The sequence below is a fragment of the Kitasatospora brasiliensis genome, assembly GCF_032654805.1.
Taxonomy (GTDB): domain Bacteria; phylum Actinomycetota; class Actinomycetes; order Streptomycetales; family Streptomycetaceae; genus Kitasatospora; species Kitasatospora brasiliensis.
This window is the reverse complement of record NZ_JAUOOW010000007.1, coordinates 130577-150455: the sequence shown is the minus strand read 5'-3', so window position 1 is coordinate 150455 and position 19879 is coordinate 130577. Positions and strand designations below refer to the sequence as shown.

The 19879-nt window shown below is 72.5% G+C and carries 18 protein-coding genes; 12 read left to right on the top strand and 6 right to left on the bottom strand.

Annotated features, from left to right (window positions below; genetic code table 11):
• The first annotated feature begins 4 nt into the window (after nt 1-4).
• Together QWJ13_RS26670 and QWJ13_RS26665 are read left to right on the top strand one after the other, a co-directional pair.
• Entirely contained in the window at nt 5-1000 is a 996-nt protein-coding gene (locus tag QWJ13_RS26670) for an ABC transporter ATP-binding protein (protein ID WP_316527594.1), read from the top strand.
• Entirely contained in the window at nt 997-1827 is an 831-nt protein-coding gene (locus QWJ13_RS26665) for an ABC transporter permease subunit (RefSeq protein WP_316527593.1), read from the top strand. Before QWJ13_RS26670 ends, QWJ13_RS26665 begins: the two co-directional genes overlap by 4 nt.
• Before the next feature lie 21 nt (nt 1828-1848).
• Here the strand turns inward: QWJ13_RS26665 and QWJ13_RS26660 are convergent, their stop codons facing one another.
• A complete protein-coding gene (locus QWJ13_RS26660; protein ID WP_316527590.1) occupies nt 1849-2760 on the bottom strand; it encodes a LysR family transcriptional regulator in 912 nt (303 codons plus the stop codon).
• Between the two features lie 209 nt (nt 2761-2969).
• On the opposite strand from QWJ13_RS26660, the gene QWJ13_RS26655 reads away from it, so the two are divergent.
• Nucleotides 2970-3650, top strand: a complete 681-nt coding sequence (locus QWJ13_RS26655; RefSeq protein WP_316527589.1) for a type 1 glutamine amidotransferase domain-containing protein — start codon at nt 2970-2972, stop codon at nt 3648-3650.
• Between the two features lie 36 nt (nt 3651-3686).
• On the opposite strand, the gene QWJ13_RS26650 is transcribed toward QWJ13_RS26655, so the two are convergent.
• On the bottom strand, nt 3687-5216 hold the full coding sequence (locus QWJ13_RS26650) for a carboxylesterase/lipase family protein (protein ID WP_316527588.1): 1530 nt from the start codon (nt 5214-5216) through the stop codon (nt 3687-3689).
• Between the two features lie 185 nt (nt 5217-5401).
• On the opposite strand from QWJ13_RS26650, the gene QWJ13_RS26645 reads away from it, so the two are divergent.
• From QWJ13_RS26645 to QWJ13_RS26620, 6 genes are all read left to right on the top strand, one after another.
• On the top strand, nt 5402-6022 hold the full coding sequence (locus QWJ13_RS26645; protein ID WP_316527586.1) for a TetR/AcrR family transcriptional regulator: 621 nt from the start codon (nt 5402-5404) through the stop codon (nt 6020-6022).
• Between the two features lie 87 nt (nt 6023-6109).
• The gene (locus QWJ13_RS26640) at nt 6110-7156 is read left to right on the top strand and encodes a TIGR03617 family F420-dependent LLM class oxidoreductase (RefSeq protein ID WP_316527585.1); all 1047 of its coding nucleotides are present in this window, start codon (nt 6110-6112) and stop codon (nt 7154-7156) included.
• 294 nt (nt 7157-7450) lie between these two features.
• Nucleotides 7451-7942: a hypothetical protein gene (locus QWJ13_RS26635; protein WP_316527584.1), complete on the top strand. Its 492-nt coding sequence runs from the start codon at nt 7451-7453 to the stop codon at nt 7940-7942.
• Complete coding sequence (locus QWJ13_RS26630; protein ID WP_316527583.1) at nt 7939-8556, top strand: NAD(P)-binding protein; 618 nt, start codon at nt 7939-7941, stop codon at nt 8554-8556. Before QWJ13_RS26635 ends, QWJ13_RS26630 begins: the two co-directional genes overlap by 4 nt.
• On the top strand, nt 8553-8771 hold the full coding sequence (locus tag QWJ13_RS26625) for a hypothetical protein (protein ID WP_316527581.1): 219 nt from the start codon (nt 8553-8555) through the stop codon (nt 8769-8771). Before QWJ13_RS26630 ends, QWJ13_RS26625 begins: the two co-directional genes overlap by 4 nt.
• Before the next feature lie 79 nt (nt 8772-8850).
• The gene (locus QWJ13_RS26620; protein WP_316527580.1) at nt 8851-10005 is read left to right on the top strand and encodes a tyrosine-type recombinase/integrase; all 1155 of its coding nucleotides are present in this window, start codon (nt 8851-8853) and stop codon (nt 10003-10005) included.
• Between the two features lie 54 nt (nt 10006-10059).
• Here QWJ13_RS26620 and QWJ13_RS26615 read toward each other — a convergent pair whose 3' ends face one another.
• Nucleotides 10060-10251, bottom strand: coding sequence for a helix-turn-helix transcriptional regulator (locus tag QWJ13_RS26615; RefSeq protein WP_316527579.1), 192 nt, complete (start codon nt 10249-10251; stop codon nt 10060-10062).
• A gap of 198 nt (nt 10252-10449) precedes the next feature.
• Between QWJ13_RS26615 and QWJ13_RS26610 the strand changes: the two genes are divergently transcribed.
• Together QWJ13_RS26610 and QWJ13_RS26605 are read left to right on the top strand one after the other, a co-directional pair.
• Entirely contained in the window at nt 10450-11835 is a 1386-nt protein-coding gene (locus QWJ13_RS26610) for an MBL fold metallo-hydrolase (RefSeq protein ID WP_316527578.1), read from the top strand.
• 289 nt (nt 11836-12124) lie between these two features.
• Nucleotides 12125-15010 carry an NACHT domain-containing protein gene (locus QWJ13_RS26605; protein WP_316527577.1) on the top strand — a complete coding sequence of 962 codons (2886 nt, stop codon included), beginning with the start codon at nt 12125-12127 and terminating at the stop codon, nt 15008-15010.
• A 391-nt stretch (nt 15011-15401) separates the two neighbouring features.
• Here QWJ13_RS26605 and QWJ13_RS26600 read toward each other — a convergent pair whose 3' ends face one another.
• Genes QWJ13_RS26600 through QWJ13_RS26590 form a run of 3 tightly spaced genes read right to left on the bottom strand, consistent with a single transcriptional unit; the run spans nt 15402 to nt 19235 of the window.
• On the bottom strand, nt 15402-15995 hold the full coding sequence (locus tag QWJ13_RS26600) for a PIG-L deacetylase family protein (RefSeq protein WP_316527576.1): 594 nt from the start codon (nt 15993-15995) through the stop codon (nt 15402-15404).
• A 25-nt stretch (nt 15996-16020) separates the two neighbouring features.
• Nucleotides 16021-18255 carry an HAD-IA family hydrolase gene (locus tag QWJ13_RS26595; protein ID WP_316527575.1) on the bottom strand — a complete coding sequence of 745 codons (2235 nt, stop codon included), beginning with the start codon at nt 18253-18255 and terminating at the stop codon, nt 16021-16023.
• Nucleotides 18252-19235: a hypothetical protein gene (locus QWJ13_RS26590; RefSeq protein ID WP_316527574.1), complete on the bottom strand. Its 984-nt coding sequence runs from the start codon at nt 19233-19235 to the stop codon at nt 18252-18254. Before QWJ13_RS26590 ends, QWJ13_RS26595 begins: the two co-directional genes overlap by 4 nt.
• Nucleotides 19236-19381: 146 nt before the next feature.
• On the opposite strand from QWJ13_RS26590, the gene QWJ13_RS26585 reads away from it, so the two are divergent.
• Nucleotides 19382-19876 carry an NUDIX domain-containing protein gene (locus tag QWJ13_RS26585; protein WP_316527573.1) on the top strand — a complete coding sequence of 165 codons (495 nt, stop codon included), beginning with the start codon at nt 19382-19384 and terminating at the stop codon, nt 19874-19876.
• Nucleotides 19877-19879 lie beyond the last annotated feature (3 nt).

Sequence of the window (19879 nt, the reverse complement as noted above, 5' to 3'; positions counted from 1 at the left end):
GGTCATGCCGGGGAGACCGGACCGAACCGTGGACCGCGGCGGCAGCGGAGGCGGCCCGGTGATCGAACTGCGCTCGCTCACCAAGCACTATGGCAGCACAGTGGGCATCGAACAGCTGGACGTGTCGGTGGAGGCCGGTGAGGTGTTCGGCCTGCTCGGGCCGAACGGCGCCGGCAAGACCACCACCCTGCGCTGCCTGGTCGGGCTGCTCGGCCCCACCGCCGGGCAGGTCCGGGTGCTCGGCCTGGACCCGGTGGCCGACCACGGCCGGCTCGCCCCGGCGATCGGCTACCTGCCCGGCGAACTGCGGCTCTACCCCGAACTCACCGGGCAGCAGACCCTCGACCTGCTCGCCGCCCTCCAGGGCGCCCCGGTGCCGCGCCAGCGCGAGCTGTGCGACCGGCTGAAGCTCTCCCGGGCCGACCTGGCACGCCCGGTGGGGGAGTACTCGCGCGGCATGAAGCAGAAGCTCGGGCTCGTCCAGTCGCTCCAGCACCGGCCCCCGGTGGTCGTCCTGGACGAGCCCAGCGAAGGACTGGACCCGCTGGTCCAGGAGACCTTCTACGAACTGCTCGCCGAGGAGACCGCGGCCGGGCGGACCGTACTGCTCTCCAGCCATGTGCTGCCCGAGGTGCAGCGGACCTGCGGCCGGGTCGCCATCGTCCGCCAGGGCCGGCTGGTCACCGTCCGCTCGGTGGCCGAACTGCGCCAGGCGCGGGCCCGTAGGGTCCGGCTGGTCCTCGCCGACGGGCGGGGTGCCAGGCCGCTCGGCGCCGCCGAGCGCTGGTCCCCGCGCTGGGACGGCCCACGGGTCGAGCTGCTGGTGCCGCCGGACGAGGTGGTGGAAGCGGTGCGCGCCCTGCTCGCCGCACTGCCGGTGGCCGACCTCACGGTGGAGGAGGCGGGCCTGGACGAGGCCTTCCTCGACCTCTACCGCTCCGTCGGAGCCGAGGAGAACGCCGACGGCGGCCGGCCGGCGGCGGAGGAGGAGCGGCCGTGAACCCGGGCACCGTCAACCGCCGCCTCCCGCTGGTCTGGCTGGCCCTGCACCGCCGCCGCCGGATGCTGCTCTCCCTGCTGTTCGGCATGGTCGTCTTCGAGACCCTGATCGTGGTGATCACCGCGACCATCCCGACCGGCGACCTGTTCGGCGAACGCACCCCGCCCGGCGCGTTCAAGGCCTTCAGCGGCTCCAACGGCGATGTCTCCATCGCCAGCTACCCCGGGCTGCTCGGCGCCGGGCTCACCCACCCGTTCTGGATCGCCCTCCAGCTCACCGTGATCGGCTCGCTCGGCGCCGCCGCCGTCGCGGCCGACGTCGAGTCCGGCACCATCGAGCTGCTGATGACCCGGCCGGTCTCCCGGCGCCGACTGCTCGCCGAACGGGCCGGCGCCCTGGTCGCCGCCTCGGTGCTGCTCAACGCCGCCGCCACGGTGACCCTCGCCCTCGGGGTGGCGTTCTCCGCGAAGCTGCGCGAGGCCATCCCGGAGACCGCGGTCCTCACCGCCGGACTGCTCGGCTGCGCCCTCGCGTTCTGCCTGACCGGACCGGTGCTGGCGGTCTCCGCGCTCAGTCGGCGGCGGGCCCATGTGATCGGCGCGGCCGTCGCCTTCGGCGCCGTCGGCTTCGCGCTCAACTTCGTCGCTCTGGCCTGGTCCCCGGCCCGGGCGCTGCGCTACCTCAGCCCGTTCCACTACTACGCCCCGGGCGATGTGCTGGGCCACGGCGGCGTGCCGTGGGCGGCGTTCGGGGTGCTGCTCGGGGTGGGCCTGCTCGGGCTGGTGGCGGCGTTCCGGCTGCTGGAGCGGCGGGACCTGGCCGTCTGAGACGGTGGTCGGCCCCGGACGTCAGCCCCAGGTACGGGCGGCGGCCAACAGGCGTTCGCGGACCAGGGCGACGTGCGGATTGGTGGAGCCGGTCGGACGGCGGACCAGGTAGGCGGTGTTGATCGGCGGATCGGCCGGCTCGTGCAGCAACCGCAGGGCCCCGGAGGCCAGTTCGGCCCGGCACAGATAGCCGGGCAGCACGCTCCAACCCGCGCCCGCGGTGACCGCCGAGAGCACCGCCCGCAGGTCCGGCACGGTGACCGCCGCCCGGGCGTGCAGCCGACGGTCGAAGACGTGCCGCCAGTAGCGGCGGGCGATCGGCAGGTCCTCGGCGTAGCTGAGCAGCGGCACCTCGGCCAGTGCGCCGGGCAGCTCCCGCCCGGCCAGCCGCGCGGCCCAGACCGGGGCCGCGACCAGGACGAACTCCTCGTCGGCCAGCGGCTCGGCGAGCAGCGTCCGGCCGCGCGGACGCCGGGTGGCGATCACCAGGTCGTGCCGTCCGGCGCGGAGGTCCGCCAGCAGCGGGTCGGTCAGTCCGGCGGTCACCCGCAGCCGGACGCCCTCCGCGACCAGCGGGGCCAGCTCGGCCAGCACCACCGTACCGAGGAACTCCGCCGGCCCGGCGAGGTGCACCGGCTCCGGCACCGCGCCGCTACGCCCGTCGGCGAGGCCCGCGAGCCGGTCCAGCGGTTCGGAGAGGTGGCCGGCGAGGTCGTCGGCGTACGGCAGCGGACGGACCCCGCGCGCCTGGCGTTCGAACAGCTCCCGGCCGAGCCGCTGCTCCAGTGCCCGGATCTGTGCGGTCACCGTGGACTGGGACAGGCCCAGCAACTGCGCGGCCGCGGTGAAGGTGCCCGCGCGGTGCACGGCGAGGAAGGTCCGCAGCTGGTTGAGGTCCAGCGGCCCGGAGCCGGTGGCCGGCCGATCGCTCATGCCGGGGAGCCTACGGGATCCCGATGGCTCGCCCCGGCCCGAGCGGGCAGCGGTGAGGCAGCGGTGAGGCAGCTGTGAGGCAGCGGAATTCCGATGGCTCGTATCGGATCACCCATTGGCTCCCGCGGGCCGGGCGCGTCTAGCGTCGACGGCGTGAGCGCCGCGGCAGGGCCGTCGCGGCGGAAACCGCACCCCTGGAGGCACACCCCATGGCCGACATCCTTTTCGTCCTGACCGGTTCGAAGGTCTGGACGCTGAACGACGGCACCGCCCACCCGACCGGCTTCTGGGCGGAGGAGGCGGTCGTCCCGTACCGGGCCTTCACCGAGGCCGGCCACCGGGTCACGGCCGCCACCCCGGGCGGCGTGGTCCCGGTCGCAGACGGCGCCAGCCTGACCGACCCGGAGACGGCGGAGGAACTGGCGAAGATCGCCGAGTTCCGGCAGCCGCTGGTGCTGGCCGAGGTCGACCCGGCCGACTACGACGCCGTGTTCTACCCCGGCGGCCACGGCCCGATGGAGGACCTGGCGGTCGACGCCGACTCCGGCCGGCTGCTCACCCGGGTGCTGGCCTCCGGGCGTCCGCTCGGGGTGGTCTGCCACGGCCCGGCCGCGCTGCTCGCCGCGCGGGCGGAGGAGGGCGGCTCGCCCTTCGCCGGGTACCGGGTGACCGGCTTCACCAACGCCGAGGAGACCCAGGGAGGCTTCGCCGACCGGGCGCCGTGGCTGCTCCAGGACCGGCTGGTCGAGCTCGGCGTGGACTTCGAGGAGGGCGAGCCCTGGGCGCCGCACACGGTGGTCGACCGCAACCTGGTGACCGGCCAGAACCCCGCCTCCTCGGCCCCGGTGGCCGCCGAGCTGCTGAAGCTCCTGCGGGCCTCGGCGGCGTAGCGGCCGGAGGGCGGGACCGCCTGCCCCGGTCTGCCGTCAGCGCAGGTCGTAGGCGGTGAGGGGATGTCCCGCCCAGATCCGGCTGGCAGTCTGCTCCGGGTAGCGGACGGTCTCCGAGCGGGCGTCCAGCACCCGGGTGAGCTGCCGGTCCGGATCGAAGGCGGGCCACCCCGGGTCGCCGGTGGTGGCGAACCGGACCCAGGCCTGCCGCAGCTCCGTCGAGACCAGGACCGCCTCCGGCGCGGGCGGATCCCCGAGGAACTGCCGACCCGTCGGACTGCCCAGGGTGCCGAAGGCGAGCGGCACGTCCAGGCCGTGGCAGGCGCCGAGGACACCGCCCAGGGCGGGCGCGGGCAGGGCGAGCTCGAAGAGGTACGAGCTGCCGCCGGCCGCCGCATTGGCCTCGGCCAGGCGGAGCGACGGCACCCGGAACAGGGCGTCCGAGTGGACCGCTTCGACGAGTTCGGAGGGCGTCGCCCCCCGGAGGGCGGCCCGGTAGGCGTCCGGGCCCGCCCCGGGCGGGGCGAACAGTTCGAGGGCGAGCCGGGCCTCCTCCTCGCTGAAACCACCGTGCCGCCCGCTGAGGACGCTGAACAGCCGGAACTCGTCCCGGGTGTGACCGACCAGCAGGTCGACACCGCCGTCGGTGACCGCCGACCACGGCGAGCCCGGCAGGACCTCGCCGTCGACCACCGGGACGGTGGCGATGCCGGTCTGCGCGAGCCGCCCCCAGCGCCCGAGGTGCTCCGGCAGCGCGGCGCCGAGTTCGGTGACCGCCGCGGCCAGCCGCCGGGGGCGCACCTCGGCCAGGGCGGCGGCGGTCGGGGCCGTACCGAGCAGCTTCGCCAGCTCGGCGGTGACCTCGGCGGCCAGCGCGGGGGTGCAGTGGTTGCCCGGGACGGTGTGGGCGACGGCCCGCCGGAACAGCCCGCGGGCCGCGTCCATCGCCAGCAGCGCGGCGACCGAGCCGGCGCCTGCGGACTGCCCGGCGACGGTCACCCGGGCGGGGTCGCCGCCGAAACGGGCGATGTTGCGCCGCACCCAGCGCAGGGCGGCGAGCTGGTCGAGGAAGGCCCGGTTGGCCGGGGCGCCCGCCAGCAGCATGAAGCCCTCGGCGCCGACACGGTAGTTGACGCTCACCACGACCAGTCCGGCGGACGCCAGGACGGTCGGGTCGTACAGCGGGTCGCCGGAGGTCCCCGAGATGAACCCGCCCCCGTGGATCCAGACCAGGACCGGCAGCCCGGCCGAACCCGGATCGGGCGTGCAGACGTTGAGCGTCAGCCAGTCTGTGCCCTCGGACGACTCGGCGGATTCGGTGGATTCGGCGGGCATCGGACCTGACTGCGGGACTACGGGGCCGAAGGCGGCGGCCTCGCGGACACCGTCCCAGGGCTCGGGCTCGGCGGGGGCGGCGAAGCGCAGGGCCCCGACGGGCGGCCGGGCGTAGCGGATGCCGCGGAAGACCGCGAGGCCTCGGCCCTGCGGCGGCTCCTGCGCGCGCCGCTGCTCCCAGCGGCCGCGGACGAGTCCCTCGGTGGTGCGGACGACGGGCTGTGCCGGCATGTGTCCTCCCTCGTAGGCGTTCCACGTAGGCCCTTCCACGTTATCGGTCAACTGTATTATGTCAAGTGTATTGGAACGAACCTCGCAGGGCCCGTTAGAGTTCCGACGCGTACGGACGGGGTCCGTGCGGGGTTCGTGAGGGCCCGCGCGGCTTCGTACGAGAAGAGTTCGAGGAGCCGCCGCCCATGCCCAAGCAGGTCGACCACCAGGAACGCCGCGAGACGATCGCCCGTGCGCTGTGGCGGGTCGTGGAACGGCGCGGCGCCACGCACCTGACGATGCGCGAGGTCGCCCAGGAGGCCGGCATCTCGCTCGGGCAGCTCCAGCACTACTTCGGCTCCCGGGCGCAGATGCTCTCCTTCGCGATGGACTTCGCCGGTGAGCAGAGCGGGCTGCGGGTCGGCCGGGCGCTGGGAGCGCTCGGGGAGCGGCCGCACCCGCGGGACGTGCTGCGGGCGATGCTGGTCGAGCTGCTGCCCCTGCACGCCGACGCACGGGCGACCAGCCGGATGAGCGCCGCCTATGTGCTGGAGGCACTGCACGACGAGGAGGTCCACGCGCGGGCGCGCGGCGGGCTGCTCCAGGGGCGGGCGATGGTCGAGCACGTGGTCCGGCAGGCGATCGCCGACGGACACCTGGCGGCCGACCGCGACCCGGTGGTGGAGACGGACCTGCTGCTCGCGCTCACCGGCTTCACCACGCTGCTGGAACTGGACGTGGTCGAGCCCGCCGCCGCGCTCACGGCCGTCGACCGGTACCTGGACCGGCTGTTCGGGGTGACGGGCGTCGCGGGCGTCAGTGGGTGAAGCGGTGACGGGCCGTCCGGCCGACGGGCCGGGGCGGCGTGGCAGGCTACCCGGGTAGCACCGCCGCCCTCGACCAGGAGCATCGCCATGGACCGACCCGCCGCCCTCCGCCTCGACGTCACCGCCTCCGGACATCCGGCGGGCATCCTGGACGCCGCCGAGCAGGCCGAACGCCGGGGCATGGACCGGCTGGTGGTCGCCGAGACCGCGTACGACCCGTTCCTCCAGCTCGCCCGCGCGGCCGACCGGACCGAGTCGATCGAGCTGGCCACCGGCATCGCGGTGGCCTTCGCCCGCACCCCCATGACGCTGGCCTACCAGGCCTGGGGGCTGCACGCGGCCTCCGGCGGACGGGCCGTCATCGGGCTGGGATCGCAGGTCAAGCCGCACATCGAGAAGCGCTTCGGGATGCCCTGGGACCGCCCGGCCGCCCGGATGCGGGAGTACGTCCACGCGGTGCGGGCGATCTGGCACAGCTGGCAGACCGGCGAACGGCTGCGTTTCCGGGGCGAGTTCTACACCCACACGGTGATGACGCCGGTGTTCTCGCCGGACCCGGTCCCGTCCGGGGTGCCGCGGATCCTGCTGGCGGGCGTCGGGCCGCTGATGACCCGGACCGCCGGAGCGGTGGCCGACGGCTTCCTGAGCCACCCGTTCTCCTCCACCGCCTACCTGGCCGAGCAGGTGCTGCCCGGCCTGACCGAGGAGCGGGCCCGGGCCGAGGCGGAGGGCGCCGTCTGGACGGAGCGGCCGTTCGAGATCGTCGGCAACGTGCTCACCGCCACCGGCCGTACCGAGGAGGAGCTGGCGGCCAACCGGGCGGCCACCCGCGAGCGGCTCGCCTTCTACGCCTCCACGCCGGCCTACCGCCCGGTCCTGGCGCAGCACGGCTGGGAGGGCCTCCAGGAGGAGCTGCACACCCACTCGGTGCGCGGGCGCTGGGCGGAGATGGCCGCGCTGATCGACGACGAGGTGTTCGACACCTTCGCGGTCTGCGGTTCGGTCGAGGACGTCGCCCGGGAGATCCACCGCCGCTACGCCGGCCTGGTCACCCGGCTGTCCGTCAGCCTGCCCGAGGACGCCGACCCGGCGCTGGGCCTGGACGTCCTGGCGGCGGTGCGCGCGCTGGACTGATGGGGGCCGGACGGGCGGAAACCGGATCGGCCGTCAACGGACCGGCCGGAAGCGGACACCGGGTGACCGTGGTGGGCGGCTGATCGGGCAAGGGGCGACGAAGTCCGAGCAGATTCGGGCAACGCGTTTCCGGAGGTGAGGACGGGCGGCAGGATCGCCGTGGCAGACCCGGCCGGGCGCTGCGGCCCGGCGCTCCGGACCTGCCGTGTTGTGGGGCCTGTCGCGCCGTCCGGCCGTTGCGCCGTACGGCCCGTCGGGCCCCGGCCACCCGTTGCCGATCGTGGGGGTGCCCGCGTGTCCGTGTCCGACGACCGCCCGGCCGACTACGACCTGGCGGAGTGCTGGGACCCCGTCACGAACCGGTACGTCGACGCCCTCGCCGACCTGGACGAGTTCCTGCGCGTCTGTGCCGAGCTGACCGGCTTCGACGTGCCCGAGCTGCGCGCCACCGGCATGGCGGACGAGCACCACCGCACCACGCTGGCCCACCGGGTCCGCGACGAGCATGCCCTGGTCCACCTCTGGTACGTCGGCGCCTGGCCCGGCGAGGCGCCCTCCTCGGCCCGCGCCCACGACCAGGGGCTGGTCTGGCGGACCTTCCACGCCCGCCCGCCCGGCTCCGCCGCCCCCGGCCACGGCAGCTGGGCCGAGGCGCCGCCGGGGGCGGAGACGCCGGGCGGAGCGTCGGTGCCCGCGCCGGCGGCGGGTGACCGGTCGGGCGGCACCGGGCCCGGGCCGGGGAGCGCGCTGCCGGGGAGCGCAGCACCCGGGAGCGAGGGCCGATGAGCGCGCGCCGGGACGCCGTCGTGGTCGGTGCGGGCTTCGCCGGGACGCTGGTCGCCCACCGGCTCGGCGCACAGGGCTGGCGGGTCCTCGCCCTGGAAGCCGGGCGGGCCGCGCCCACCGGAGCCCAGGCCGCCACCGCCCACCTCGCCGGCGGCGGCGGACCGCCCACCTCGCCCTACCCGCACAGCCCCGACGCCCCGTCACCCGACGTCACTGACCTCAGCGGCCTCCCGGACGGAGGCTTCACCGCCACCGGGCACCTCCGCCAGTACGGTCCGTTGCCCTACGCCAGCGGCTACCTGCGCGCCAACGGCGGCACCGGCCTGCTCTGGACCGGCGTCACCCCGCGCATGCACCCCGAGGACTCCGCACCGGCGACCTCGGCCACGGCCGCAACTGGCCGATCGGCTACCACGACCTGGAGCCCCACTACCGCGAGGCCGAACGGGAACCCCTCGCTCACCATGGCCGCCCTCGCATTACGCAGCGCCGAACGGATGCACCGCGACCTGCTGGAGCTACACCGCCCGGCGGCCGTGCCGCCACCCGCCGCCGGTACGCCCACACCTTCCTCGTCCTCTCCTTCCTCCCTCTCGCCCTCGGAGTCCTCATGACCGGCCTGCCGCTGCCGCCCGTACCGGAGCCGTACCACCTGCCCTTCCACTACGGCGCGTTGCACAACATCGGCGTCGACTACCTCGTCGACCTCGATCGGGCCCGAGAACTGCTCGCCAAGCGCCACCCCGGACTGAGCACCGCAAGATTCGACGGCGGAGCCTGTGTCTCGCTCAACTATCAGCTCTACTTCGCCCAGTTATCACGAGTCTGACGTTTCTGCCCAGCTCAGGGTCATGATCGACCATCCGGGGTCAGCAAAGGGTCAGCAAGATTCCCGGAGGAACCACCAGATGGCAACCACAGGCCTCACCCGCGGCATGGGCAGCTTCTTCAAGGAGTGCGAGCACCCGGAGTCCCGCTGGAGCAAGTGCCCGCACGAGTACAAGATCAGGTACCGCAACGCGGCGGGGCGGCAGACGGAGGAGTCCGGCTTCGCCAACCAGGACAAGGCCAAGACCCGGCTCGCCGAGGTCTACCACGCGCGGAAGAACGCGCCGCAGAGCCAGCGAAAGGCGGACCGCATCAAGCAGTACGGCGGGATGGCGTTCTCGGCCTACGCCGCCGAGTGGCGGAAAGGCCAGCGCCACCAGAGTCCGACCTCGCTGCGGAACATCGACTCCATCCTGAAGAACCACCTCCTTCCGGCCTTCGGCAGTCGCCGCATGGGCACCTTCGACCACAAGGTCGTGGAAGCGTTCATCGAGACCATGGAGCGGAACGGCGTCGGCCTGGCCGCCCAGACCAACGCCTTCGTCAGGCTGAAGGTGATCCTGTTGGACGCGCACAGGCTCGGCCTCTACGAGGACAGCCCGCTGCTCGGCGTCCAGCCTCCTCAGTACGACCCCGAGCGTGTGGTGATCCCCTCCGTCGGTCAACTTCAGGAGATCCGGAGCGCCGGCGACGACGCCTTCCGGCTGGTCGCCGAAGTCATGAGCGGCTGTGGGCTGCGCAACGGCGAGGCGTACGCCGTCAACATCAACAACATCGTCGCGGACGACGTCTACCGCGTCACCGAGCAGGTCAACCAGGCGACCAAGACCTACGCGCGCCTGAAGCACCGCAAGGCCGGCGAGTACCGCGACGTACCGCTGCCGGCGCGTACCAAGCACGCCATCGAGTGGTACGCGGACACGTACGGGACCGTGGACGGCTACCTCCTGCGCCACCCCAAGGACATCAGCCAGGCCATGCCGCACCACACCATCTACAACCAGTGGCAAAGGATCAAAGCACGTGGACACATCGACATCCCCGAGGGCATGGTGCTCTACGGGTTGCGCCACTTCTTCGCATCGAACTGCCTCAGCCGCAACATCCCGATCACCGATGTCGCGGAGTGGATGGGTCACCGCAACATCGAGATCACCTTCAAGATCTACCGCCACCTGATGCCCGGCTCGATCAGCCGCGCGGCGCAGCTCCTCGACCTCGGCCTGGCCGCGTAAAGCGCGCGAGGGGCCCGCCCTGTACCGGCGGACCCCTCGCGTGCAGGGCAGGTCTCACGGGCCGGACAGTCGCTGCTGCCTCACCCACGCCTGTACCTCGGACACCTTGAACTGAAGCTTCGCGTTCCGGCCGCTGCCGAACCGGTAGGGAACGAGTCCCACCCGCGGCGCTTCCCGGTACACCCATGCGACGGACATGTTCAGGTACTCGGCGGCCTGCTTGGCGCTCATGAACTGCTCAGACATGGGCTCCTCCTGGGGTGATCAACCGCGTTCACGGAGCCCGAATATCGGGGGAGAAGAGCGGTTCGGTCGCGCCGCCGTCGCGTGATAGGGCGCCAGAGGCGAGCGCTTCGAGCAGGTTCGTTTGTCGGAATTAATACCCCCCTGGGTATGCTGGAGTGTGTGGCCGGCTGCTCAGACCCCAACGAAGGAGACAACCCCGTGATCTTCAGCCAGTACTACCTCGACTGTCTCTCCCAGGCGTCCTACCTGATCGCCGACGAGACCAGCGGCCAGGCCGTGATCGTCGACCCCCGCCGGGACGTCGACGAGTACCTTGCTGACGCCACGGCGCGAGGCCTGACCGTCGTCGGTGTCATCAACACCCACTTCCACGCCGACTTCCTGGCCGGCCACCTCGAACTGGCGGACCGCACCGGCGCCTGGATCGGGTACGGGCAGCGGGCGGAGACCGAGTACCCCATCCGCAAGCTCGCCGACGGCGAGCGGATCGAGCTCGGCGACGTGACCCTGGAGATCATGGAGACCCCCGGGCACACCCCCGAGTCGATCAGCATCCTGGTCTTCGAGCACTCCGACGACACCGTCCCCTACGGTGTGCTGACCGGCGACGCGCTGTTCATCGGCGATGTCGGCCGCCCGGACCTGCTCGCCTCCGCCGGTGTCACCGCCGAGGAACTCGGCGCGATGCTGTACGACAGCGTGCACCGCAAGCTGATGGGCCTGCCCGACGAGACCCTGGTCTTCCCCGCCCACGGCGCCGGCTCGGCCTGCGGCAAGAACCTCTCCAGCGAGAAGAGCTCCACCATCGGCGCGCAGCGCCGCACCAACTACGCCTGCCAGCCGATGGACCAGGACACCTTCGTCCGCATCGTCACCGCCGGCCAGTCCGCCGCCCCCGCCTACTTCGGCCACGACGCCGACCTCAACCGCCGCGAGCGCGAGCTCTTCGACCGCGCCAACGCCGCCCGTCCGCTGTGCCCCGAGGGCTTCAAGGAGGCCCGCGCCGCGGGCGCCGTCGTCCTCGACGCCCGCAGCCCCGAGGACTTCGGCGCGGGACACGTCCGCGGCGCCGTCAACGTCCCCCTCGACGGCCGCTTCGCCGAACAGGCCGGCACCGTCCTCACCCCCGACAACACCCTCGCGATCATCGCCCCCCAGGACCGCGAGGACGAGGTCGTCATCCGCCTCGCCCGCATCGGCTTCGACCGCGTCGCCGGCTACCTGCGTAACCCCGCGGGCGCCCTGCCCGCCCTCGCCGACGACCTCACCCCCGCCAGCCGCCTCACCGCCGACCGGCTCCGCACCGCCCTCGCCGGCGAGCAGCCCCCCACCGTCCTGGACGTGCGCACCTGCGGCGAACGCGAAGCGGGCGCCGTCGAAGGATCCCTGCACATCGCCCTGGCCGAACTCCCCGCCCGCCTGGCCGAGATCCCCACCGACCGCCCCCTGGTCGTCCACTGCGCCGGCGGCCACCGCTCCTCCATCGCCGCCAGCCTGCTCCGCCACCACGGCCACCCCGACGTCTCCGACCTCCTCGGCGGCTACGCCGCCTGGGATGCCCTCACCCACCCCACCCGAGGCTGAGCCCGGCCGTCTCGGCCCCACCCCCGGCCGGGCGGCCGACGTTCCTCAAGGTTGCTCCCACCGCGTGCCCCCAGGACGCCAACCCCTCGGCGCCCGGGCCGGGGGCGGGGGCACGGCCGCGGCGGACGCGAACCGGCCACCCCTTCGGCCAGCGTGCCGTCGGCCGCTGCGGCGGTGACTCGGGGCGCGATGTCCAACCGGGGCTGCGTAATTCGGGACCCGTGGTGGCCAGCTTGCTGGCTGGGTTCACGACTTTGGGATGGTCGGCGGGCTCTGCCAGGATGGCGGGGTGCCTGACTATGACCTGACGCGGCTTGGTACTCGTGCTTTCGAGCAAATGGTGGTTGCGCTCGCGCGGGAGGAACTCGGCTCCGCAGTGCAGGCGTTCGGTGATGGCCGCGACGGTGGGCGCGAAGCCACCTTCGAGGGGACGATCACCTGGTCGAGGACTCATGTCGGGGAGATCGCGGAGCCGGACGCGTGGTCGGGCTTCACCGTGCTGCAGGCGAAGTTCCAGGTGAAAGCGAAGTCGTTTCCGCAGGACAATGCGATGTGGCTGCAGCAGGAGATCCGTTCGGAGATCAGCAACTGGGTCAAGGCCGCCAAGAACGGCGCCCGGACCCGTCTGCCGGACTACCTGATTTTCGTGACGAACGTCGAGCTGTCGGCCGTGGCCCGGGTTGGCGGGATCGATACGCTCACCAGTTATGTGCAGCGGAAGCTGCGCAGCAAGGATGCCGTTGAGGCTGGCCTAAGGGTCAAGGGGTTCGCGATCTGGCACGCGGACCAGCTCAGGTCGATGCTTGACGCCCACCAGGGGGTCCGGTGGGCGTTTCCGGGCCTGCTGACGGTGGGGGACGTGCTGTCGATGCTGAGCAGGGACTCGGTGCGCCTGGGGTCGCTGGAGGTCTGTGATCCGCTGCGGCAGGAGTTGTTGTTCGCGCTCAAGGCGGACCGGTGGGTGCGGCTGAGCCAGTCCGGCGGTGCCGGGGATGCGAAGCTGTGGCTGGACGACATCGCGATCGACCTGCCCGCCAAGGTCGAGGATGGCGGCGGGAGTGTGCAGGCGGTTCGGCATGTGCTGGAGATCGGGGACACGGTACTGCGGCCGCGCACGCCTGGCCGTTCGCGAATGCCGCATGTCGTGGTCGTGGGCGGACCCGGGCAGGGAAAGTCGACGATCAGTCAGCTCATAGCCCAGGCTTACCGGGCGGCGATGCTCAACGCCGTGGACCTCGGCCCGAGCACCCGGGAGATCGTAGCGGGCACCCTCGCGGCGCTGGAGCGGCTCGGGCTGTCGGTGCCGGGGAACCTGCGGTGGCCCGTGCGCATCGACCTGGCCAAGTATGCGGAGGAGTTGGCGGCCGGGTCGGATGTGACGCTGCTGCGCTGGATCTCGCAGCAGCTGTCCAAGCGCACCGAGGGGGAGGTGACGGCGCAGGAGCTTCGGGGGTGGCTGGCGGCTTGGCCGTGGGCGCTGATCCTCGACGGTCTGGACGAGGTGCCTTCGCAGGCGTCGCGCCGGGCGGTCTACGAGAAGATCGACGATCTTCTCACCCTCGCGGAGGACTCCGACGCGGACCTGCTGGTGGTGGTCACCACGCGTCCCACCGGCTATGACGAGCGCCTGCCCGCCGACGCCTTCCGTCACCTTTTCCTGCAGCGACTGCCGGCGGAGCAGGCCGCCATGTTCGCTCAGCAGATCACCGACAAGCGCTTCACCGACGACGATGAGATGCGCGCCAAGGTCGCCGAGCGGATGCGCGAGGCAGCTCAGGACCCGGTCACACAGCGTCTGATGGAGACACCTCTGCAGGTGACGATCATGTCGTTCATTGTGGAGAAGTTCCCTACCCTGCCGCCGGACAGGTTCTCCCTGTTCAACCTGTACTACCGGACGATGTTCGAGCGGGAAGTCGCCAAGGGCATTCCCATCGCCCGGTTCCTGTCTCAGCACCGCATCGACATCGACCGGCTCCATGCACTGGTGGGGCTGCACCTGCAGGCGGCTTCGGAGGAGGCCGACGGCGCTGAAGCGGTCATGAGCACCGAGGACCTTCACGCACTGGCCCGACGGCAGTTCGTGGACAAGGGCTTCGGCAGCGAGGAAGCGGGCCGGCACGCCACCGACCTGGCTCAGGCCGCTACTCACCGCTTGGTCCTCCTGGCGCCGCGTGACGGAGGCGTTGGATTCGACGTCCGTTCGCTGCAGGAGCTGATGGCCGCGCGCTCGATTACTGAAGGCGAGGACCTCCAGGTCCTGGAACGACTGCGCCTGATCGCCCATCACCCTCACTGGCGAAACACCTGGCTCCTGGCGGCCGGCCATCTCTTGGAGAGCTCGTCGCGTTTCCAGAAAAGCATTCTGTCGCTCCTCGGGAACCTCGACAGTGATCCGCACCGGCTGAGGAACCTCTTCCCGACCGCGCCCTCCCTGGCCAAGGACATCCTCGAAGACAATCTGGCCCGTATCCATCCGAGCTTCGAACTGGGCCTGGTCCAGGTCATGTTCGGTGCTCTGCAGCGACCGACCGCCACCGACGTGGCCGGTCTGTGCGGCGGATTGGCGAGGCTCGCTGTCACCTCCCATCGCGCGGTGCTCGTCGAGCGTCTTGCCTCAGCGGCAGCAGGTAACGTCGAGCAGCGTGCCGCAGCTGGGGTCCTGCTCGGCACCGTGGCCAGTGCCTTCACTGATCACCCCAGTCTGGAGGTTGCCAGGAGAAACCTGGCGCTGAGCGAGGTCGAGAAGCAGGCGGTTGATCTCTGGATCACCCGGAGCGATGGGGCCGGACAGATCCCTAAGGGGCAGACTGTAGCTTCCTATTTCAAGGCCCTTACGGCGCCGTTCGAGCTCTCGTCGGACAACCGGCGGGCTCTGGAGGACGGCTTGGCTGTCCTGGACCGCCACCACTACGTGATGAAGGGGACGGCACCCGGCACGGCCTGGGCGGACATGAGCATCCACTACGCCCCCGTTCCGGAGCTTCTCCTGAAGGCCTTGGCCAACGATGAGATCGCCCAGGTCCTCGATGTTGCGCTCGGACTCGCGCCGCCCCCGCACTGGGCACTGGTGACCGTGCTCGGCGCCGTTCTCAAGCCCGCGCAGGACCGGCTGCCGGTGGGCCCCGCGCTGCTGGAGGCGATCGACCGCGACACCGAGGCCAACCGGTTGTAGCGGCAGCGGCCGAAGTCGGCGTGCTGGGGAGCTGGTGGAGGTGTCTATGCTCCACACCACACGGAGGTCTTCGTGTCCCCACCGTAATGCCCGGCTGACCGTGCACGGCAAGCAGCTCCGCGGCGTTGGCGGACCGAAATCGAGGCAGGCCTGCTGGACCGCTCCAGCTGCCCCGCGGGTCTTGCCGTTGGGCTGGCGGTAGGTGACGGGGACGGTGACGCCGGAGCGGACCTTGCGATGCGGGCGGTCTTCAGTTCGGTGGCGCTGGTGACCGGGTGTTTGTTGAACGAGGTGATGACGAGCGGACCTGTTCCCTTGCCAGTGGGGGTTCGTGAGGCAGGCAGCGTGGCTGGTGCCGGGCTCGGGCGCTTCGGCCCGGCCCCGACGGACGTCACAGGTGGGTGGCGCCGGGCAGGCGGCCTAGGACGGGCAGGGCGGTGAACGCCTCGGCGTAGCGGGCGCCGCTGCGCCGTCCCCATAGGCGGGCGATGTCTTCGGCCATGGGGCCGAAGTGGCTGTCGATGGGCTGGGATTCGTGGCAGCGCAGCGCGCGCATCTTGGTGTCGAAGGTGTCGGTGACATCGACCAGTGTGGTGGGGGCGAGCGGTCCGGTGAGGGTGAGGGAGTTGTAGGTGTCGCAGGTGTAGAGGCGGCGGGGTTGGCCAGTGGCGATCTTCGCTTCGGGCAGGGCTTCGAGGACGGCTTCGCTGACGTGCCGGTGGTCGGCGTGGATGTCGAGGACGGGGTGGGTGATCACCACGTGCGGCTTCAGTTCGACGAGCAGGTCCCTGACCGCTTCCGGGATGAGCACGGGGAGCTGGTGGAGGGCGGCTCCGAGGACGGCGGCTCCGGCCCGAGCTTCGGCGTCGCGGACCTCGTCGTGAACGGGGACGGCGATGTGGACGGGTGCGTGCTCGGCGTGGAGGGCGAGAGTGCCGCCGGCCCAGAGTTCGGCGTCGTCGGGATGGGCGAACACGGCGAGCACGGACTGAGGTCCGGGAAGTCGGTCGTCAGGGTTGCGCGGCACGAGGGCCTCCCGGGACGCCGGCGGCCGTGGCGGGGACGAGGCGGCCGTGGTGGATGGTGAGGGTGCGCATGCCGGCGGCGAGGGCGGCGGTGATGCCGTCGGCGGCGTCGTCGACGGCCAGGCACCGGGCTGGATCGGCTCCGAGGCGGCGGGCGGCTTCCAGGTAGGCGTCGGGGGCGGGCTTGCCGCAGGGCACGTCGTCGAGGGTCACGACGACGGGCAGCAGCGCCTGGAGCCCGAGCCGCTGGATGCCGTCGTGGACGAGGACGGTGGCGGCGCTGGAGGCGACGGCCACCGGGATGCCGAGGGCGTTGGCGGCGCGGAGGAGGTCGACGGTGCAGGCGATCGGGAGCGGTGCCGGACCGGCGAGCAGCGCGGTGCGGCTGTGCGCGACCACCTCCTCGACGGGGGGAATCGGCAGGGTGAGGTCGGCGGCGAGCTGGACGATCACGTCGCGGACCGGAAGGCCGGCCAGCGCTCGGTAGCGGTCCGCGGGGACCGGGATGCCGTACGGGGCGAGCGCGGCCTGGAGGGCTCGGTGGCGGGCGACGGTGTTGTCCGCGACGGTGCCGTCCCAGTCCACGATCAAAGCCTGCGCGTCGCCGAGGAGGGCGGCAGTGTCGGTCATGGTCCTGCGGTGGAGGACCTGTCCGTCGGGCCCCAGGACGGCGATCTCGGCGGGCGGGGGCGGGGTGCCTCGGGGCCACAGCAGGGTGCCGAGGCCGTGCAGACGGATCGGGCGGATGCCGGGTGGGGCGGTGGCCGGGACCGGGAGGTCGCCGGGCAGTAGTACCGCGACGGGGTGCGGTCCTGCGGCCGCGAACGGGGTGAGGTCGGGGGTGGGCCCGTCGGGGTCGAGCCAAAGGACGGTGGCGGCGCGGCCGTCGGCGGGCAGCGGGTTTTCGAGGGTGCGGGTGAGGACCGCGGTCATGGCGAGCGGCAGGGCGTCCTGGGCGGCGCGTTGGGCGGGAACGGCGGTGGTGGGGCGGACGGTGCCGGTGTTTCCGTCGACCTCGACGATGGTGGCGGGGGCGATGGCGGTGAGGGCGTTGGTGACGTTGGTGACGCAGGGGATGCCGAGTTCGCGGGTGATGATCGCGGTGTGGGAGAGCTCGCCGCCGGTGGTGGCGACGACGGCAGCCGGGCCGGTGAGCAGCGCGGGGACGGCTTCGGGGCCGAGTTCCCGGCAGAGCAGCACCCGGCCGGAGATGTCGGCGGTGCCGTTGTCGGCACGAGTAGCGGGTCCGATGACGACGCCGGGGGCGGCGGCGATCCCGTGCAGCACCAAGTTGTCGTCGACGGTCGTAGGGGCGCCGGTGGTGCGGCCGGTGAGGGGGGCGGTGAGCGGGCGGGCCTGGATGAGGTGGAGTTCGGCGCGGTGGTCGATCACCCACTCGACGTCTATGCGGTCCAGGCCGAGCACCGTGGCGGCGAGAGCGGCCGTGGTGAGGAGCCGCCCGCGGGCCCCGGCGGCGAGCACAGGATGGCCGGCCAGCTGGGCCGGGGTGTGCAGGTGCAGGACGCCCGCCTCGGACGTGCGGATCTTCGCGCGGGTGCCGCTGTCCGGAACAAGGTCCACCCACTCGCCCGGCGGCATATCCAACTCGTCCGGGGTGCCGGGGAGTTGGATGGTCTCCTGGACGGCCGGGCGGGTGCCGGCCTCCTGACCGCGGCCGCCGGTGTGGATCTCGCCGGTCTGGGTGCCGGAGACGAGCGGTTCGGCCAGGCCGCGGACGGCCTCGATCCGCCACCGGGTGCAGCGGCCCTCGGCGACCTCGGCGGCCAGGACGCCCGAGCAGACCGGGCGCAGGGCGGCCTGGACGAGCACGGCCATAGCCGGATGGGCTGTTATGCCCCTGGCCCGGCCGTAGGTGGCGACGGTCGGGTGGTGGGCGGAGGCACGGACGGCGCGGAGCGCGTCGAGCAGCGCGGAGGGGGCGGCCGGGGTGATGCGGGAGGTGAACAGGCCGGCGAAGGACGCGCTGTGGCCGTCCTCGGCGACGGCGGAGGAACGGGCGATCAGCCCGTGGGGGGCCGGGCAGCGGGTGAGGATCTCGGCGACGGCGCCGGGCAGGAGGTCGTCCGGGTGGTCGACGGGGACGACGACGCCGGCGGGGACGGGCAGGCCGGCGGCGGCCAGGCGTGCGAGGGCGGTGGCCTTCGCTCCCGCGGTCTCGGTGCGCAGGTCCTGGTCGAGCGAGGGCAGGGTGGCGGTCATCGGGTGACTCCCCGGGTGAGCAGGTCGGCGGTGGTGACGGTGGCGGGGTCGGCGCCGTGGTACTCGCACCAGCGGCGGGCGGCGGCCAGGTAGCGGTGCCGCTGGACCTTGCGGCTCTCCTCACTGTCAGCCGCCCAGCGGCACACCGCGGTCAGTGCCGCCACTCGCGCGGTGGCGACCGGGTCGCCGGCGGCGGCGAGACGGGCGGCGAGGACCCAGGCGTCGCGCAGCCCGACGGCGCGGCGGCGGGCGTCGTCGATGACGGCGCGCTGGCTGCCGGTGTCGGTGATGGCGGTAGCGGTGAGCAACGCGGCGGCGCGGTTCCGGTCTTCGAGGGGCATTGCGGCGGCAGCCGGGGAACCGTCGCCGTACAGGGTCCCGGCGCGGGCGGCAAGGGCGTCGGCCGCAGCGGTCAGGTCGGCGCCGCCGGTGAGGGTGTCGGCCCCGTCCAGGAGTACCAGGTGGGCGTCCAGGAGATGGCCGGTGGCATCCGGGGTGTTCAGCGCCAGGCGGCAGGCCCGCCCGTCGGCGGCGCCTCCCAGGAGTCCGGCGAGCAGCTGCTGCCACTGGTCGTCGGGCAGCAGCCAGTTGACGATGTGGGCACTCATCACGCCGAGGAACGCCTCGGTGGCCCGCGCGAGCGGCAGCTCGGCCGCGCCGCCGCGGTCGAGTTCGTGTTCCGTGGCGTGCAGAGCCGTGTCGGCAAGCAGCTTGCGCTGCTCGGCGGCGGCGACCATCGCGCTCGCGTACGCGGGATCAGCGAGCAGGTCGTGCCATCGGCGGGTGAGGACGAGGTGATCCGGCTCGGGGATGTCGACAATGCCCGGGCGGCGCACTCGCCCGTACGGGCGGGGATCGTCCATGAAGATGAGCGGCCAGCGCAGGAGCGAGGCGGTGTAAAGGTCGAGTTCCAGCAGGGTGCTGCCGGGCCTGGTGTGCTCGTAGTCGCAGGTGAGCTGGCCCTTCCAGACGGGCTCCACGGAGTTCTCCTCTGTCGATGCAAGGCGGCGTGCAGGTGGCATTGGTGACGAGCGGTCAGATGGGTGGCTCAAGGTGTGAAAGGCTCGATCCCAGCCGCCGGGCCGGTGAGCCAGGGCGGCGCTGTGGCCGAGTGTCGGGAGTTGAAGTGATCAAGGAATTGACGGCCAGCGCGTTCGTTTTCCGCATCGGCGAGGACGGGGTGTGCCGCGCGGCTCTGGTGTGGCACCCGCGGTTGGAGTTGTGGCTGCCGGCCGGCGGGCACGTCGAGGTGGACGAGGGTGCGGCCGAGGCCGCGCTGCGCGAGATCGAGGAGGAGACGGGGCTGCGGGCTGAGCTGCTGCCCGGTCCCTCGGTCCCGCTGCCCGCCGGGTTTCCGCACAGCGCGCCGCCCGCGCCGTGGTGGGTGGTGGAGATGGACGCCTGCGCGGACAACCACACCCGGGAGCCGCACCGCCACATCGACCACGTCTACGTCGCCAGGGTGGGCGACGCGGAGCCGGCCGCCGGAGCCGTGCACGAGGTGCGCTGGTTCACCGAGCAGGACATTGCCGAGTTGGAGGGCCTGTCGGAGGACTCCCGCCTCCAGGTGAAGGAGCTGTTCGCCCGGATCGCGGACGGGTCGCTGCGCCTGGCGGCTTGAGTT